This window comes from Glaciecola nitratireducens FR1064 (genome assembly GCF_000226565.1).
In the GTDB taxonomy this organism is placed as follows: Bacteria; Pseudomonadota; Gammaproteobacteria; order Enterobacterales; family Alteromonadaceae; genus Glaciecola; species Glaciecola nitratireducens.
The window spans coordinates 1,370,688-1,389,568 of record NC_016041.1; the positions used below are offsets into that span (position 1 = coordinate 1,370,688).

Below are 18,881 nucleotides of genomic sequence, written 5' to 3' on the forward strand. Positions count from 1 at the left end.
ATGAGAGATATAATTTTTTTAGTTGCTGATGGCGAGATGCAGGCAACTGTGGAAGGTTTTTTTGAAAATCAAGCGTTTGATCAAAGGCTACAGTGCACTAGATTCGAATTTGATACCAAGCAAGATTTGATTAAGCACCCAAGAAAAGATGCTGGCGTTTATCAAGATGGTCATAACCTTTTGAAGAGTTACATAGGTACTCACCAATATGCTGTCGTCATGGTTGACTTTGCTTTTAATGATAATTTAGAAATGATGGATTACGAACAGTTTTGTGAAAATATAAAGGCAAAAATGCTAAAAGCTGGGTGGCCTGAAGAACGTTTTTTTATCATGGCAATCAATCCAGAATTAGAAGTACTTATGTGGCAAAACGATACCAAACGAATTGAATCAGTATTTGATTTCCAAGGCGAGAGTGGCGGACTGAGAGCTTGGTTGCAAGAGCGCAACTTATGGGATGAAGGCCTTATTAAACCGCAAGACCCAAAAGCTGCCATAGATATAGTAAGAGGACAATGCTGGGGACGCAAAAAAACGCATTCCCAAATATTTAAACGTATTGCAAAAGACGTGTCTTTTAAAGGTTGTGAAGATGAGTCTTTTAATGGCTTATTGCAACAAATACAAGTTTGGTATCCGAGGCGGTACGCATGAAGGTTAAAACTTTAAATAGTAAATGGATACATGAAGCGAATTATAGGTTAGATAGTAATCCCTACATGACAGGGGCTATCGAAGCAAGGGTGATAATCAAGGCAGCACAACTGGTCAAGCATGAACTGGTAAACGTGACTAAAGGGGGGATGAAAGGGTTAATAAACCCAGGCCGTATAAAAAGGATTTGGGCGAAGTCTAACGAATATGGAATAGACTTCCTTTCAAGTACAGATATTTTAAAGAAAAATTTGAGCTATATAAGTGCCATATCTAAAAAAGCGGTATCCGAAAACCCCAAGTTAATAATAAATTATGGAGACATATTAATAACTAGGGCCGGAAGTATTGGACGAATGGCTTTTACTAGAAAAGATATTGATGGTTTTGCATGCACCGAAGACGTGCTCAGAGTCGTTGCTGACGAGAGTAAAATTTCAAATGGTTATCTATATGCTTACCTTAGAAGTAAATTCGGTGTTCCTCTAATAATCTCTTCGACATATGGGGCTATCATCCAACATATTGAACCTCATCATTTGGCGGATCTACCAGTACCGAGATTAAGTGACCTTTTGGAGCTAAAAGTTAATAATTTGATTTTAGAGGCATCAGATTTACGCACCAAAGCTAATAAAATAATAGAGGAATCTAAACTCAAAATTTGCGAATTAATTGGTGAGATTGAACATTTAACTAGCACAGATGTTCTAAACTGCAATGTGATATCTAGCTTCGATCTTAGATCATCAAAAAGATTAGATGTTTTGTACTACGCAAAAGAACCTCTAAAAATTATTACTAAATTAAAAAATAACGAATTTCGCTTATTGAAGGAAGTTTCTAGTGTAGTTAAGCCAGGGATGTTTAAAAGAATAATGAGTACAAAGGAAAATAATGGTATACCTTTTTACACAGGTAGCGAGTTATTTTTAACTGATTTAAAACCTAAATACTACGTTTCAAAGAAAACACAACATATTGAGCAATGTATACTGCAAGAAAACTGGATTCTCTTGCAAGCGTTTGGGCAACGAGGAGGGTTAATTGGTAGAGCAATGTTAACAACTCCAAAGCTTAAAAATGCAGCTGCAACAGATTTACAGATTCAAATAAAATTACCAGATAAATTTGATGCTGGATTTATACTGGCATTTTTAGATTCTAAACCAGGTTATTCAACAGTAGTAAGAACACCAGTAGGTGGTTCTATTCCCCACATAAATCCAAGAGACATCGAAAATTTAGTTGTACCTTGGCCTTCTAAAGCTATCAGGAATGTAATTGGTGAAAATGTTCTTATTGCATGGCAATCAAGGGATAAAGCACAGGAGTTAGAAGAGGAAGCAATAAAAATTGTAGAAAATTCAATAGAGGCAGCAGCGCCAAAACATTAAGGAGATTTCATGGCACAGGTATTTGCAATTGGTGATGCGGTCAACGACGAAGAACGTAAAGCCATCGCATGGTTAAAGGACAAACTACCAGACGATTATTTTGTTATTCATAGTTTTGAAGTAGAACAATTTGATCAACTTTTTGAAGTGGATATCTGTGTTGTTACCCCTCATGCCATCTATTTAGTGGATGTAAAAGGCATCCATGGCCAAGTCGAAGTGGAAGGAACTAATTGGCGTACATCTCACTCTAGTTATCGTTCACCATTGCCTAAGCTGCGTGGCAACGCGAAGTCATTATCAGGCCTTATATGCAAACAAAACCGTGCTAATAAAGCGCTAAAAAATATCTATATTGATACTGCGGTTCTTCTTACTATCGACGAGTGTAAGTTTATTGACCCGGAAAATAGGGAGCGAGGTCATGTTGTTCTCCTTAAAAACAGTACCCGGTTTTTCACCGACAGCCAACGTATACCTGATCGCTTTGATCGCAATGTTACTAAGTATATTCAAATAATTCTGACAGCTCTCGGGAAGGCGGCAAAAAAGCGTAGTCATGGTGAGCGATTTGGTAACTGGGAAGTAGCTGAAACCTTGACGGTAAATGAATGTTTTACCGAATACCGGACTTTTAATATTACCGCTGGTCTCAAAGGCGGTACGGTTTTAGCAAAAGCGTATAATGCTGATCCTTACTTGCCTGAAGATGAACGATTAAAGCAAAAACGTTTACTCGAAAATGCTTATAGAGCCATCGCTAAAATGCCTCCTCACTCGGCCATTGTTGGCGTAAAGGACTTTTTTGTTACTGAGGCGCAAGACAAATACATATTACTGACCGACGATATTCCTGGTGATAACCTTAGTGCTAAGTTAAAAGATACTAGCGCTATGCTGACTCTTGATCAGAAAAAGCGCATTGTTAAAGACATGCTTTTGGCACTAAGTCACATGTGTCATCATGGTGTGGTTCATCGAAATATCACCCCTGATCATATTTTAATTGGTTTAGATGGGCAGCCACGCTTAATTGACTTTGACTATGCCCGCATTGGTGCTGAAAATTCCACTACCATTGCTGATGAAGTCCAAGAACGCATTTCGAATCGATATAAAGCTCCTGAGTTATGGGCAGACAATAGATCAGCAAGTTGTGCGTCAGATATTTATAGCCTTGGTTTAGTCATTTATGAGTTATTTAGCGGGAATGTTGCCTTTGATACAGTGACTGAAGCAATAGAAAAATCTTGCGAATTTAATACCAAGTTAAGTCAACAGAAAAAGGACTTACCCACGGGATTTGATGATTGGTTACAAGCTCTTTGTCATAAAGATGCATCAAATCGTTTAACCGCGGAACAGGCATTAACTAACTTTAAAGAACTGTGGCAACCTAAAACTAAAATTGAGGCCGATAATAAGCCGGCAATATTACCGACACTAATTAGATCCGAAGCAACAAGCAAATCCGCTACTGCTGTAAATTATAAACGACTTAAAAGTGGCTATCAGCTTTCAAACAAATATATTGTTCAGCAACCCCTTGGTAAGCCTGGTGGCTTTGGGGTTGTATATAAAGTAACGGATACCTTTGGTGATGTTTCTCGCGCTATCAAGCTGATTCTGCATGATCGCGAGTCAGTGTTAGAACGCTTAAAACAAGAGTACAGAACATTACTTAAGTTACCAGAACACCCTTACGTAGTTAAAGTATACGATGCGGATGTGTTACCCAATGACGGTCCTCCGTATATTGTTTTTGAATACTTAGAAGGGCTAGACGTTAGTGAGTTAATCCAACAGCGGTCTCTTACTGCTCATGAAGTCTGGACAATGGCAAAGCAAGTGGCTGAGGGGCTTCAACATTTGCATGACCACAGTATTTATCATTGTGATATCAAACCTCAAAACTTGATTTGGAAAGATGGAAAAGTACGCATCATAGATTTTAATGTCTCTGTTGATGCTGAAGACCTCAGCCAAGGAGGAGGGTCAAGAAAGTATCTGCCACCTGATTTAAATATTACAGAAACACCACAGGCTTCTGATTTAGTAGATAGAGATCTTTATGCGTTAGGTATTACTCTATATCGAGCCATGACAGGTGAATATCCATGGGCAAAAACTGAATGCCCACCGCCTTTTGAGGAGGCGCGTCACCCCAGCGAATTTACTCAAAGTTTTAATTTGACTGACGATGTATCATCGATTCTATTGAAGCTTATAGCTCCAAAACGTACAGATCGATTTGAAACAGCAGAGCAGTTTCTTGAAGCCTTAAATAAGATACAACAACTTAAGAAGGCGCAAGCACCATCAGAGGAAAGTACCTCTCAGTTTCATTTGCCACCGCTTTCTGATGGTTCAAATCCTAGCAAGTCCGCTTTTCATGATTACTTACTTACGCTATATAGCCAAAGCAGGCATTCAAACAGCGGTACCCGTGGGCTAGATGATTACGCCAAATTAATTTATGTCGATACTTCATTAGATACTGAACTTGCGCCGGCTGTATTAGCAGGTCAACTGCGTTTAGTATTAATTACTGGTAACGCTGGCGATGGTAAAACGGCCTTTCTTCAGCAACTCGAGTCGCTTGTTGAGGAGCAAGGTGTAACAGTTGCTCTGAATCCTCAAGGTAATGGTAGTGCTTTTGAAATTAATGGGCATCAATATGTCACCAATTACGATGGCAGCCAAGACGAGGGGGATAGAGATAATGAGTTAGTACTTGATGAATTTTTTAATGCTTATCAGGGAAATAATTTTGAATCCTGGCCGCACAATCAAACAAGACTTATTGCTATAAACGAAGGTCGTTTGGTTGACTTTTTAAGCAAAAATGCGGATGACTTCCTTGCGCTTAAGAGTTTGGTTGAAGAAAGTTTAAAAGATGGCTCAGTACAAAATGAAGTTGCTGTTGTAAACCTTAATATGCGCGACGTATTGGCTGCGACTGACGCTCAACCCAAGTCAATTTTTGAACGAATTATAGGCAAAATGACTGCTGCCAAAGTATGGCAAGGTTGTGATTACTGTGCATTAAAAGACAAATGCTATGTAAAACACAATGTAGCAACTTTCCAAGATGAGCAGACAGGTCCAAAGGTCATTAAACGTTTGAGCTATTTATACAAGTTAACTAGCCTTCGAAACCAATTGCATATTACGATGCGAGATTTACGTTCAGCATTAAGTTATATGCTAGTAGGTGAATACTCATGTGCTGAAATAAAAGAAATCTATGCCAATGGTGACTCAGACAAAATCCTAAATGGTTATTACTTCAATGCTTGGTGTGGTGCCGAAGGGACTCAAGATAGATTGCTTAAATTATTACGCGAGACCGACATAGCACAAGGCTGTAATGTTCGTTTAGACCGAGGCTTAGATTATTTAGGGCTTGACGCTGTAGATTGGCTTCAATTTGAACAAAGAAGTGAACATGAAATTCACTTACTTGAAAATGCCCATCAAGCTTTGCCTAGTGGCACTGCTTTAAGTGAAAGCAAAGAAAGATACTTATCTCACCGAAATGTTGTGGGCATGCTGAAACGAAAAGCTTATTTTGAGCTACGTGGAGAAAACTGGCGCTCTTTACTGCCATATAGGTCTGCTAAGTTATTGGTTAGTTTCTTAGAGGGTGAAAAGTCATTAGAAGAAGCTAAGACCCTAGCGATAAACGCGATCAACCGTGGTGAGGGGCTCCACAACCCAATGTATTTTAATGGTCAACTTGCTATGCAGGTGCGCAAAGTTAACCAAGGGACGATTAAAAGTTATCGTTTGTTCCCTTCAGATGTTTTTTCTATTGAAGTTAAAGATTCAGCAATGAACTCGGTTTATATCGAACATAGCCCGCATTCATTATTACTTAAATACCAAGATGAAACTGGATTGCACGCTGAATTGGAGTTAGATCTTGATTTATTTGAAATGTTGCAGCGCCTAAATCATGGTTATGTACCCTCAGCTCAAGCCGAGCAAAGTTTCTATTTAAGCTTAACGGTATTCAAAAATGTTCTCGCTTCCGCACCATATCAAGAGGTCCTATTGACAACGAACGGCCACCATTACGAAAAGATTATTCGTAATGACGACGGTGTTTTGCAGTTAGAGCACATAGCCACGGAGGCATCGTTATGAAATTAGGAAAAAAAGATAAAGCTTTTCGTACGAATAAAGTGAGCTACCTCGATTTCAAAATCGTAGAAATGGATCGGGTTTTAACGCACTTGTTTGCACGGCTAAAGCATAACGGCGCATCTAGCAAATTGAGTGCTAAAGGCATGACTGTTGGTTTGTTTAAAGAAGAATTTTTAGACTCTCGAAACGAGAAACATTTTAAGGGTTTTTCTCAGGCACCAATCACAGTTGAAAAGTGGATAGAAACGCATTTAGTTGATCTTATTAATAGAGGTAAAGCAAACGAAGCGGTTGCTGCGCCTAGGCCGTTGCATGGCAATACTTATTTATTTAGGAATCCTAAGAACTGTCGTGACTATGGTGCTTCAAAGCAAGTGTATGAATTGCTGTACCACGCTAAAAATGGCCAAGCGGCTATCACTCGATTGAAACAGTTTTTCTTTGCTGGCGTAGATTCATCCACTGGTCAGTATGATTGTCAATCTCAGGTTGATGTTGAAACTCAAGCGTTATTGCGGTTGTCTGATCAGGTGAAATCTGATGCTCCCGACCATTCAGATTTACAAGAGAGGTTTGCTCCTCTTAATCAGCAAGCAGCAGATATTTTAGCTGATGATATCATTAAGTTGATGACTTACCGTCAGTATATTCCTCGCTCAGTAATGGTTGAATACATTAAAAATCTACTAGCGTTTCACTTAGCGTTATACCAGCTAAAACTATTTAAATTGTTGCCCGCTTTAGCAAAAAGTAAAGGGCAAAACCTAGAAGAAAGTGAAAGGCAAAAAACAGCGATATTTGTCGACATGACAAATGGTACTAATAACAAATGTCATCAAATGGCAGAGCAAAGTGCCACTTTGCACTACAAGCGCATCCCGTCATTTATTAAGGCCTATTTTGGTGTGAAGAAGCTTGACGAATTTGCCGAATACTTATCTAAGAAAGGCAAACTATCTGGTTCAAAGTCAATTAAACAAATGCCTGTTACGGAATTGTTTAAATTACTTGAATCTCCACTTGAGCGGGATAGAGACCAATTTTTTGGTCAACGTAATGCTGGCATCTTAGATGTTTCAGTTTCGTCGGCCAATAAGTCTGATGAGATCCCTCCAGAACTGCACGCTATCACTCAACTTGGATTACCAGAATTTGAAACATACATCGAAATTTTATTATTCGTTCAAGGAAATGCTATTCGTTCGGGACTAGTGAAGAACTTAGACAGTTTTATGTTGAAAAATAAGCCAGGTGCTTTATTAGAGCAAACCAATGGTTCGTATGGCGGTAGGCGGTTTTGCTTGGACGGCAGGTTATTAGAGGTAATGTTACAACTCGCTGTATTATCAAAGGGCGGTGATTTAGGGTTTCACACTAAAGAACTTAGAGTAGATCAGTTGTTGACCTTTTTGCAAACGCGATACGGTATTTATATTGATTCACTACCAGAAACTGACACCTTTTGTGATCAATCGATCGATGTGAATAGTGCTTTAAGAGAAAATTTGGTTGGATTTAAACGTAGATTAAGGGAGATTGGATTTTATCGAGATCTTTCAGATGCATATGTAACTCAAACTGTAACTCCTAGATATCAAATAGATAAAAATCAAAACGAAAAAGCACAAGGAAGTAAAGCATGATTAAGGGTATTCAAACTGTAACAAGTGCTGATATCGATAAGAGTTTAATTAATGTACTTTTGCCAAAACTAAAAGTTTTGTTAGAGACTCGTGGTGTTGGGCATTGTATGAAAGTTTCGGATCTAGAAACCAATTTAATGTACAAGCTGTGTGAACAGTTAGCTAAGGAGGTTGACCACTGTCAGGTAGCTGTATTAACCGATGGTACACACGAGCAATGTTCGGTTTCTAGCACCAAGTTGGTTGAACTTAGAAATCCAGACGAGCACGGAAATTTGCGTCCGCCTTTATTGGTATTTGTGCCCAATGACTTACGAACATCTTCTGAAGATTCATTTGGTGTTGCAACATTTGAGCATGTAAATATTACTGATGTTTATTCTTTAGCATTTCAAAAAATTAAAACTCAATGCCCAGATAATATTGCTCAGTTAATTGATGAAACACTTTTTATCTTAAAAGAAAAAGCGTCTCTAAATCTGGGTGCTTATCAATGGTTAAGATACCTATTAACAATTCAATTGAATGGTTTTGAACCTAGTATTATTGGTGCTGCACTTTACGAATTAGGATTGATACCTGATTTAGAGTTGCACAATGATCACGCAGCACTACTAAGGCGTTTGGTTAGAAATCATGAATCAATCCACATAATCAAAAAATCAGATAAATCTGCCATTGCTACTGTTTATGATTTGCAGCTTGAAGGTAACGATTTTAACAAAAAGTTAGCTTTATTCCTTAATGAGCAGGAAAACCTACTAGACAATAATTGGCGAAAGCAACTTGTAGTTGATAGCAATAATTGGCCACTAACATTTGATAAATGGCGTTTCCAATATGAAGAAGAAGCGACCGATGCCGTTTGTCTTACCGTTACTGATATCGAGTTGCCTACCATACCTGAAAATGAAGCGGATCCAAATCTTCAACAACTAATAGGTCAACAAGTATTGACTGTGGGACAGGGGGGATTGAAAAAATTCTCCGTGTCTTTTTCTGTTGAGCCTAAACCAAGTGAAATAAATGGATTAGCGAAATATAAAGCACAAGTTTTTTCTAAACAAGGTGACTTTGTTGGTTTGATTAAAGCTGGGAAATCGACAACAAAGCCCACTGTTACAATTACTTTTAATAAACTCACTGGAATTGAATGGGAAGAAGGTTGGCACTACATTAGGGTTCAGGCGTTTGATGAAAACGAAGAATTGTTGCCTCTAGTCGATGAGAATAACAATCCAATACCCTGGGGAACGTCCAGTGAGGAGCAGGCTGGCTCTCGCATTAACGAAAGCGAGTTGTTCTATGTATTACCAGCAGTGGATGCCGAAGTTGAGCCTATTCCAGGTAGAAAAGTGCGAGAGGCGTCACTAGCTCATGCAAAGATTAAGGCTGAGTTTACGACTGTAATTGATACTGCAAAATTTACAAATGCAGAAGTAATAGACGTTCATTGGCAAGATACTAAGAGCAAGTCAGAATCGATTGTCAATATTAAGTTTAAAAAAGGGGGCAGTGTTCAAGTACCTGTAAATACCTACCTGAAGGATTTCGAACAAAAGCTGCTAGCTAACCCCATGGCAGCGGTGACATGGCGCATTGAGATTAGGAATGAACAAGCACAGCAGCCAGGCGGTGATTTAATCGATTGGCCAATTGATGGTGTTGAAAGTCAATTTAAAGTCTTTAAAGAGGCACGAGAACGTTACTTCGGGTTAATTTCCCAAGGAGATAAAACTTTAGTTTCTGTCGCACATGATCATGTTGCAACAACCAATGAAGCTTATTTATATTCCAACGCATACTTAGAATACTTAGCCGCTGTATTTCAGAAAACCGAAAATGGTCATGATTATGCGGCAGAACTATCCGCGTTACTTCGCTTAGATTCTATTTCAATAGTGATATGGAATTATGATGGTACTTATAAGCAAGCAATGCTTTTAGGTCCTACTCATCCATTGAGGTGCCTATGGCTAGGTGGCTGGTCATCTCTTGCTGAATCATGGGCAAGACAAAGTGAAAAGGTTACTAAAGAGATTGCAGTAGGTAGTAAGAACAGCCTTTTGGAGGAGTTATCTTTAACAAACTTCCCGTATGTACTACCTGATTATCAAGGTCAGCTAATGGTAGCTCTTGATAGTATCCATCCCTTTTGGAGCGTACTGGCATCGTCACAAGAAAAGGAGCCGCAATCTCTCATTGATAAGATAAAAACTGCGATGGGAATAAAAAATGACTATCAGCAAGTTGGGAAGCAGAGCAGCACTTACTTGGCTACTAAGGTTGAGCGTTATTTAGTGCAACATCCCTATGTAACTTGCCTGTCTATTAACGTTTTTAACGCTGGTTCAGCTAGTGCCGTAGCAGGAATGTTAATAGCACTTAGGAAAAAACAAGAATTAAAGCATATTTGTTTCGATATACGTTTGTTTGTTTCTGACCCATACGCTGTGGAAGTAGGCGCCGATTTATTTAAATTGATAAATAGTAATGATGAATCCAGCCAAGATAATGAATTATTTCATTCCTCAGACAACCATTTGGTGCCTAGACTTAGTATATCTTTGCGGTCTATAGCTGAATTTGAAGAATCGCCTGAAGATTTTAGTGCTAATTTGAGTATGTTGTTTGATGTGTTTCCTGCTGAAGAATTATCAGTGATTAGGCCGCAGGCTGATGAGCAGGTAGCTCCAGTGCATGGGTTGTATCAAGATTATGCTGTTGACTACTTGGATGAAAATGGCGTCATTGCTTGGGACAGACATACACGCCATGGTTCTGCAAAAATGTTGTTCGGTGGTCAAATTTCTTCGACGGTAGCTAAATTGCCTAAGATGATGTCAACAATAACGGCCTCTCTTGCTACAGGGAATTTCTCACTAGATCAGGTACCAGTTGTGCGGTTATCTCTCGATGCAGCCGAAAGAGCTTTGTTGAACCAACTTCATGAGGTAAGTGATTGGGTCTTTACGGTAGATCGTAATTTAGGGATCGAGTTTTTTGATCACGGTGGTAAGGATGGTCGACCGGACTACTTGATTGATCATAGTCCGGAAATGGCTTCTTCGAATTCACACAATTTTGTTATCACCTCTCGCTCAACTACAGAAATAGAAGCTCTTTTGAAAGGTACTTTGGAGCAACATCAGATTGTGCCAGATGTGAAGAAGGCGACGAAGGTTCTAGATTCACTAAGAGCTCTATCTGGAAGATTAGCACTTAAATTAGCATCGAATAGTGCTTCTAAGACTGAAGCCCTGGGATTGGCTTTGTCTAAGTTGTATTTGGAATACCAGGGTGTGTTTCACGATCAAGTTGTGGTGCCTTTAGACGCGCATCTTGAACTCTATTCCGAATTACAGAAAGCAGATGGCGAATTAGGTGCGGAAATTAGCTTTAAACGAACCGATTTAGCACTGTTTGATTTAGATGCGTCTTCTAGAACAATTAGATGTAATTTGATTGAAGTGAAATGTTATTCCGAAGTCGGGGATTTAACGAAATACGAAAGCCTCAAAAAGAGTATAGCCACCCAGATATCTGAATCAGAACGCGTTTTACAGCGGCACTTTGATTTAACTAGAACCTCGCCGGATAGACCTGATCGTTTGGTTAAGACACAAAAATTATGTGTACTACTTGAGCACTATTTAAAACGCTCTGAGCGATTTGGCTTATTAGGATCCGATATTGTTGATGAAGCTAAGTATCTACTTCGTACCCTTGAACAAGGGTACAAGTTAGCTATTACACGCAGTGCTATTATCTTCGATTTTGGGCAGGATAGTACTGGTGTTGAAAATGAGGTGGGTATTGAGTTTCACCGAGTAGGTAGAAATCATATCGATGAATTACTGTCTGCTACTGTTCCTGAAAATGATGACGATTTGAGTGAAGCTACATTAGACTCTTTGGACTTGTCACTGCCTAAACTAAGTACTGCGGAGTTTTTACACAAAGAAAGGGACAGAACGATTTCTTGGGATGAACTCGCTTCTCAAGCATCCATTGAGTTGCCAGTAGTGCAAAGTGTTGATGAAAATAATACTAATACTATTAAAGCCAAGCCCATTGATAATGAAGTTCTAACATCTGAAAAAGATGGTGTCGAAACAATAAAAGAGCCTAGTATTACCTCTAAATTAATTGAAGATGATGTTGCAGAGCCAGAGCCAGAGCCAGGAAATCCAAGTATGACTGGTGATATTAAGGATGTTCCTTATGATATTGTCTTAGGTGTTAATGAAAGCTCAGCTCAATATGGTTTATTAGGTGAAGTACATGGCCGTAAAATAGCGTTAGATTTAAATCATACGCACACGATAAGTTTGTTTGGTGTACAGGGGGGCGGGAAGAGTTACACCCTAGGATCAGTTGTTGAAATGGCGACTAAATCAATTCCTTCTATAAATACTTTACATAAAGAACTTGCGAGCGTGATCTTTCACTACAGCCAAACTCAAGACTATAAGCCTGAGTTCACATCAATGATCGCACCTAATGATGATGCGTCCCAAATTGCGAAATTAAAGAAAGTTTACGGGGCTGAGCCAACATCTTTAGACGACGTTGTTTTATTAACGCCTGAAGATAAATTGGAAGAACGACGCTCTGAATATCCTGGTATAGAAGTTTATCCATTAAAGTTTTGTTCTTCAGAACTTCAAGCTGGACATTGGAAATTCTTAATGGGAGCTATCGGCAATCAGGCTGCTTATATTCGCCAGTTAGGCAATATTATGCGTAAAAACCGTAAGAATTTGACGATTGAGACCATCAGGAATGGTATTCAGAACTCTAGCTTATCTGACACACTAAAAGATTTGGCTGATATGAGGTTGGATTTTGCTGAGCAATATATTGACGATACGTTAAGCGTAGCTTCTTTGATTAAACCCGGCAGAATGATTATTGTCGATGTTAGAGATGAGTTCATCGAAAAGGACGAAGCGCTAGGATTATTTGTTGTTCTTCTACAAATATTCTCGGAAGCAAAATATGAAAATCAAACATTCAACAAGTTAATTGTTTTTGACGAATGTCATAAGTACATAGACAGTCCTGATTTGGTAAAAGGGCTGGTTGAGACGGTTCGAGAAATGAGACACAAAGGGACTAGCGTAATGATAGCTAGCCAAGATCCGCCCTCTGTTCCAGTAGAATTAATTCAACTATCTTCACAGATCATTTTGCACAAATTTAATGCGCCCGATTGGTTGAAGCATATTCAAAAGGCTTGTATCGGATTGAAATCACTTTCATCTGAAAAACTTGGCTCTTTGAACCCAGGTGAAGCTTATATTTGGTCAAGTAAAGCAAGTGACAACGCCTTCGTTAGTGATGCTATGAAAATTCAATGTAGACCAAGAGTAACTAAGCACGGTGGGGACACATTGACAGCGGTTTAAAGTGAGGTTTTTGTGCTGATCAAATTAAAACTATGCTACGGCAAATGTATACGTAGCAATAGTTTTGCTGAATTTATTTTCTTGGGTGACGTTAGTGATAGAGAAATATCAAGTTGGTGATTCATATGTATGGATTCCTGTGGCAAAAGAGACCAAAGGGAATGGGGTAAGAGCTTTCCTACCTTTCAATGGACTAGATGGGACTTATCTTCACGGGTATAAAGCAAGGATATCAGAGTCGAAATACTTAGACGCACTTAGTGATATACAAAGAGCATATATCGAGAATGAGAACGAGGTTTTCTCGGTTAACAAAGGCGCAAAAGACGAAAGGCAATATAAAGCTAAGTGGCGTCATGGAAGGGAACAAAATGCACCGCTTTTAGGGCCCACTAAAGGATGGGTCAAAGTGAAATTGAACCGGATTCAATATTTAAAGGACAGCGAACTTGGTATGGCTTTAGACAAATCTAGTGATAGATATTGTCAAGTTGAGGATTTCACTTTTAAACCTGTATTATGTAACTCTGCCGAAGAGCTAATTGAAAAAGCCGAAAATCTTAAAGAAAAAATTGGAGACAGAATTCCTGATGGTCAAAGGGTACCTAATAAATGCACTACTAGCCAAGAGGCATTTATCAGAGATGCAGCGGTAGTCGCTTATGTATTGGGCGTAGCAAATGGAAGTTGTGAATGTTGCGGTGAAAAGTCTCCATTTATTAAATTCAATGGTGAGTCCTACCTTGAGGTTCACCATGTCAGACATCTGGCAAAAGGCGGTAGTGACACTATTTCCAATGCAATTGCGATATGTCCAAATTGCCATCGGGAATTACACTTTGGCATCGATAGTAATTTACTTGTTGAAAAGTTGTATTTAAAGGTAGATAGATTAATTCGTGAGTGACTTATAAATAAAGTATTTTGTTGTTACTCCTAAACGTTCAGCAACGTCTTGAACAGAATATCCTCGCTCGATAACTTGCTTTACTGCTTCAATCTTAAACTCTACGGCATACCGTTTGCCTTTGCTCATAAATACCTCTATTTGGAGTTACATTGTAATTGTTAAAAGTGTATTTAGCGCGTTGTTGGCCAATAAAACCTACTGATAGCGTCTGACTGTTCGTATCATTCCCTTGCGGGGCAATTTTAGTCTTAAACTGAACTTCTTCGATGCCTAATTGATCAAAAAATGTGTGGATTTACAATCCAAAATGTAATTTAACGCGCATTTATGTGGATTCTTATAAATTTTGTGATAGTGAAAATACCATCAAAATTTAACACTTTACTCTGCCACAAAACTCTGTCACATTATAATTATACGAACTCGAAGGCAAGAGTTCTGTGGCATATAGATATCGGTCAGAGAATCCCTCTCTCTCCGCCAAATAATTTCAGGGCCCGCTATTTTAGCGGGCCTTGTCGTATGTGGAATTAGCATGTTACAGACTATGTAACGTAAATCAGTTTAGTAAATAGGTTATTTGCCAATCATTAACGTCTAATTTAGTGATTTATGATAAAAAGTTATGGCAAATTTAGTGACAGCATGATGGTTTTTAGCTACGCAGTGACATAGTTACGCATACAAGTTGGTTTTTCCCACCTTCTTTAGCTTCATAGGCTTTTTCATCTGCTTGTTTTATAATTTTATCGAGCAGTTGACTGTTTTCTTGCTCTTCCGCACTATTTGGCGTGTCAGTTGCAATTACGGCTCCCATACTCACGCTTAGCGGCATAGCCATATGTTCACCGTTGTATTCACAAACATGATTCTGCAGCGCTATTTGTATACGCGAAAATATTCTTGTTATTTCTTGTTCGTCTGCATTGGGTAGTAACAATATAAATTCTTCGCCACCATAGCGACCAATGACGTCGTCTTCTCGGAGTACTGCTTTGATAATTGATGATAAATTTTGGAGCACCTGATCGCCCACATCATGACCATATGTGTCGTTAACAACTTTAAAGTTATCTACATCTAAAATGGCTATTATCAGTGAGTTTTCGATGTCATTCGGGCTACTCAACATACCTTTGGCTTGCTTCAATGAATGTCTGCGATTTGGGCAACCGGTCAAGTGATCTGTCATCGCTAAATGACTCATCTCTAATTTAGATTTATGCTCCCTTAGATACACATAAAAAAGTAGTAGCAAAACGGCGCTCGTTCCAACAATGACGCTTATCAATAATTGATTTTTGCTTTCGTTATTTTGCAGCATAATTGAAGCCAGCTTGTTTTCTTGCTCCAACCGCAGCATGGTTTCTTGGGCTATCTCAAGTTCATAATCTAACATTAATCGTTGTGATATTTGTTTTTGCAGAAGTTCAAATTTGTCCTCTTTTATTTCCAACATCTGTTTGTAAAATTCAAGCGCTTCTTTGTAGTTATTCTTTTTTTCTTCAATCAGAAAGCTGGTTTTATAAAAGTTCTCATCGAGTTCAATCGTTGTCCCCGTATCGATTAAATATTGATTAGCCTCCCTCATTGATATCTCTGCTGCTTCCCATTGGTCTAAGTGAATATGAAACTCTGCTAGCGCAACCAATGCCTCTATCGTCTCGACTGCATGATTCCATTTTTTCAGAATAGATATAGATTTTTTAATAATTTGAACAGCTTCAACAGTTTTTCCAAGTTGGTGTTTAGCTCTTGCAGTAATATTGTTGGCGTAAGCCCAGTACAAATTATTACCCAACCTTTGGGCTTCTTTACTTGCCGCTGTTGCGGTATCGAGAGCTCTTTCCCATTCTGATAATTTTAATTGGGAAAATGCGATATTGTTGAGATTGCCAATGCTCTCGTTGATTTGATATTGCTTAATGGCGTTTTTATAGTCTCCTAATTCCCAGTAGGTATTTCCGATATATTGATTTACCCGAGCTACTTTATTTTTTCTATCTTCATCCGATAATTCACTACTATTTTTTATCAACTTTAAGGCAAGTCGAAAACTGGTCATACCGTCTTTGTATTTGCCGGTCATAATGTAAAGTTGCCCTGAAAACATCTGGAACGAGTATTTGTTCAAATCACTTATATCATTCAAAGAAAAATATGGCTGAATTTTATTTATTAAGTGACTAGCGTTATTGAAGTCCTTTAACATCAGGTATGTATTTACAACGCGAAGGATAGCGGGTGCATAGTTATTTACGTTGTCATTTGTCACAACAAAAGTTTGCAAGAAGCTCGAAGCTTCATACAATTTTTTAACTTCATGATCGCGCCTCGATGATGCATACAACAGGAACATTTGTTGATAAATACAGAGTATTCCATCTGTATCCAAATCTGGCCTCATGATATGAGTATCGAGAAGAGCCTTATATTCTGACAACTGTTCTTCGCTAGATAAGTCAGATTCATCCATTGTTGCAATCATTGACTGACACGTCAGATAAACTGCAGGTCTATCATTTGCTGCTGTAGACAAAGAAATAAAAAAAATAACAACAATTATTGTAATAAAAGAAATCCGTTTCATATCAGCTAGGCCTCAATTTATATTGGAAATTTTAACGAAAAAATACCGCCCATCTTGAGTGTACTTATGTATTTCTTACAATGTATATAAAGCAATAAGCATTGGTGTTTAGGAATATTCCTACTAACGATAGTAAACCGAGATTGCTCTATGTGTAAAATATAGTTACATTTTAAGGCCTTTTTAGGGTGACATTGAAATCGTGCTGTGCAGAAAAACTCCGACAATAAACCTAGCTTATCTGATGCTGCATATTTAACAAAGGGAATCACCAATGACCAAGCGCAGTGCAACGGTAAGGCATTCATCAACCGACTTTTACAACAACAGCGTTAAAGAAATAACGCGCCAGTACCTTTCTCTTTCATTTGAAGATGTTCATAGTCATTGGACTCACCATTTACAATCGGCCCTAAAGAAGCAAAATGTAGCAATTCTGGATGTCGGTGCGGGTGCTGGCAGAGATGTTAGTTACATTGCCAAACTTGCCGCGCAATATTCGAGTGATACCAGCAGCCAAAATATCTATGCGGTCGAGCCTGCCATCGAAATGATGAAAGTAGGGCAGGCAACCACGCAAAATCAAAACGTTCACTGGTTGCAGGACGCACTTCCTTCACTAGACAAAACCACAAAATTAGAAATTAGTTTTGACCTGATTTTGTTAAGTGCGGTGTGGATGCATATCGCCCCAAGCAATCGCGCCCGTTCAATGCGTAAATTAGCCAACTTACTCAAACCGGGCGGAAAAATAGTGATCTCGCTTAAATTTGGTATGACCAAAGAGGAGCAGCAAGAGCGAAGTATGTATGATGTTAGCGTTGAAGAAATTGAGCGCTTGGCGCAAAACCTTGGTTTAATCGCTCAATTAGAATCCTCAACAAGCATCGATAAACTGAATCGTGCAGGTATTTACTGGCAAACGGTCGTGTTACGAATGCCTGATGATGGCACTGGTGCCTTTCCTTTTATTCGCCATGTCGCGATTAATGACGGTAAATCGGCAACTCACAAGCTTGCATTGCTAAGAGTGCTACTAAGAATTGCAGATGGTCATCCAGGCGCTGTTTTGCGTCGAGAGCATTTCTCAGGAGGTGATAGAGTAATATTACCCTTGGGTTTGGTTTCTTTGTATTGGATCCATCAATATAAAGACTTAATTGATCATCACGGTCTATTTCAAACCCCGAATAAAAGCGCCAAAATGGGTTTTATGAAAAAGGGAGGTTGGTGTGAATTAGGCGAAAGAACGTCTTCTGATTTTCGTGTTGGTAATTTGTTTATGGGTGAAGAAGCTGTCGCTCTTTGCAAAACGTTGTCTACGTGCGCACAAAATATCAGAGATATGCCAAGTCGATACATCACGCTTCCATATAGCGATGCACGTGTATTTGAAGTGGCAAGCAAAAGGGTCAAACCTGTTCGACGTCTTTTTCTGGACTTAGACACGCTCACCCAATGGGGGGAGTTTTCATTACCCGAGTCCACATGGCTGGCATTAAGCCGTTATGCTTGCTGGATTGAGCCAGTGATTGTGAGTGAATGGGTAAGGACAATGGCGACATACTCAGGGAATCGACAATATGCTGCATTTGACAAACGCGCATACCTGAATCAGGCGTTAAACTGGCTCGAGCCAATACGCACCACAACAGAGGTGCGCAATCGATTTGATGCACTCAAATCGAAACAAGCAATGCAGTGTGTTTGGTCAGCAAAAGCGCTTAAGCACAAATATGACATTGACCACAGTATGCCTTTTTCACGATGGCCAAATAACGATTTATGGAATTTAGTGCCCAGCGATCAAAAGGTCAATAATGAAAAACGTGACCGCTTGCCCACGGAGCGAAAACTGATAGAGGCAAAAGAACGGATGCTTGATTGGTGGAAAATGGCGTGGTTAGACGATGTTTCAATAAAAGATAATGTGGCTTTAAAACAACGCTTTTTTGCTGAAGCAAACATCGCTTTACCTGGTTTACCGCGTCATAATTTATCTGTAGATGATTTGTTCGAAGCGCTGTTGTTGCAGCGCGGAAGATTGAGGGAAATGCAGCAGTTGAGGGAGTGGTGAAGCAAGCTGCATTTTCACAGTGACTTTGTCATTATCTCAAATTCGAG

The 18,881-nt window shown here is 39.0% G+C and carries 8 protein-coding genes and 1 pseudogene; 7 read left to right on the forward strand and 2 right to left on the reverse strand.

The features are described 5' to 3' along the window. The 6 genes from mads4 to GNIT_RS18275 all read left to right on the forward strand — a co-directional run bounded on the left by mads4 (position 1) and on the right by GNIT_RS18275 (position 14,164). A complete protein-coding gene (mads4, locus tag GNIT_RS06025) occupies positions 1-657 on the forward strand; it encodes a methylation-associated defense system protein MAD4 (protein WP_014108270.1) in 657 nt (218 codons plus the stop codon). Continuing rightward, entirely contained in the window at positions 654-2,054 is a 1,401-nt protein-coding gene (mads5, locus tag GNIT_RS17655; RefSeq protein ID WP_014108271.1) for a methylation-associated defense system restriction endonuclease subunit S MAD5, read from the forward strand. The genes mads4 and mads5 overlap by 4 nt, the downstream gene beginning before the upstream one ends. A 9-nt stretch (positions 2,055-2,063) precedes the next feature. Then, entirely contained in the window at positions 2,064-6,203 is a 4,140-nt protein-coding gene (gene mads6 / locus GNIT_RS06035) for a methylation-associated defense system protein kinase MAD6 (protein WP_014108272.1), read from the forward strand. Further along, positions 6,200-7,846: a methylation-associated defense system protein MAD7 gene (gene mads7 / locus GNIT_RS06040; RefSeq protein ID WP_014108273.1), complete on the forward strand. Its 1,647-nt coding sequence runs from the start codon at positions 6,200-6,202 to the stop codon at positions 7,844-7,846. The genes mads6 and mads7 overlap by 4 nt, the downstream gene beginning before the upstream one ends. After that, positions 7,843-13,257 (forward strand): methylation-associated defense system ATP-binding protein MAD8, encoded by a 5,415-nt coding sequence (gene mads8 / locus GNIT_RS06045; RefSeq protein WP_014108274.1) that lies wholly within the window; start codon positions 7,843-7,845, stop codon positions 13,255-13,257. Before mads7 ends, mads8 begins: the two co-directional genes overlap by 4 nt. A gap of 94 nt (positions 13,258-13,351) precedes the next feature. After that, a complete protein-coding gene (locus GNIT_RS18275) occupies positions 13,352-14,164 on the forward strand; it encodes an HNH endonuclease (RefSeq protein ID WP_049786925.1) in 813 nt (270 codons plus the stop codon). 15 nt (positions 14,165-14,179) lie between these two features. Here the strand turns inward: GNIT_RS18275 and GNIT_RS06055 are convergent. Both GNIT_RS06055 and GNIT_RS06060 read right to left on the reverse strand, forming a co-directional pair. Then, positions 14,180-14,293: pseudogene (locus GNIT_RS06055) on the reverse strand (transposase); the annotation flags it as partial. Between the two features lie 529 nt (positions 14,294-14,822). Continuing rightward, on the reverse strand, positions 14,823-16,655 hold the full coding sequence (locus tag GNIT_RS06060; RefSeq protein ID WP_014108277.1) for a tetratricopeptide repeat-containing diguanylate cyclase: 1,833 nt from the start codon (positions 16,653-16,655) through the stop codon (positions 14,823-14,825). A gap of 376 nt (positions 16,656-17,031) precedes the next feature. Here GNIT_RS06060 and GNIT_RS06065 point away from each other — a divergent pair, with 376 nt between their 5' ends. After that, positions 17,032-18,834: a class I SAM-dependent methyltransferase gene (locus GNIT_RS06065; RefSeq protein ID WP_014108278.1), complete on the forward strand. Its 1,803-nt coding sequence runs from the start codon at positions 17,032-17,034 to the stop codon at positions 18,832-18,834. Positions 18,835-18,881: the final 47 nt, after the last annotated feature.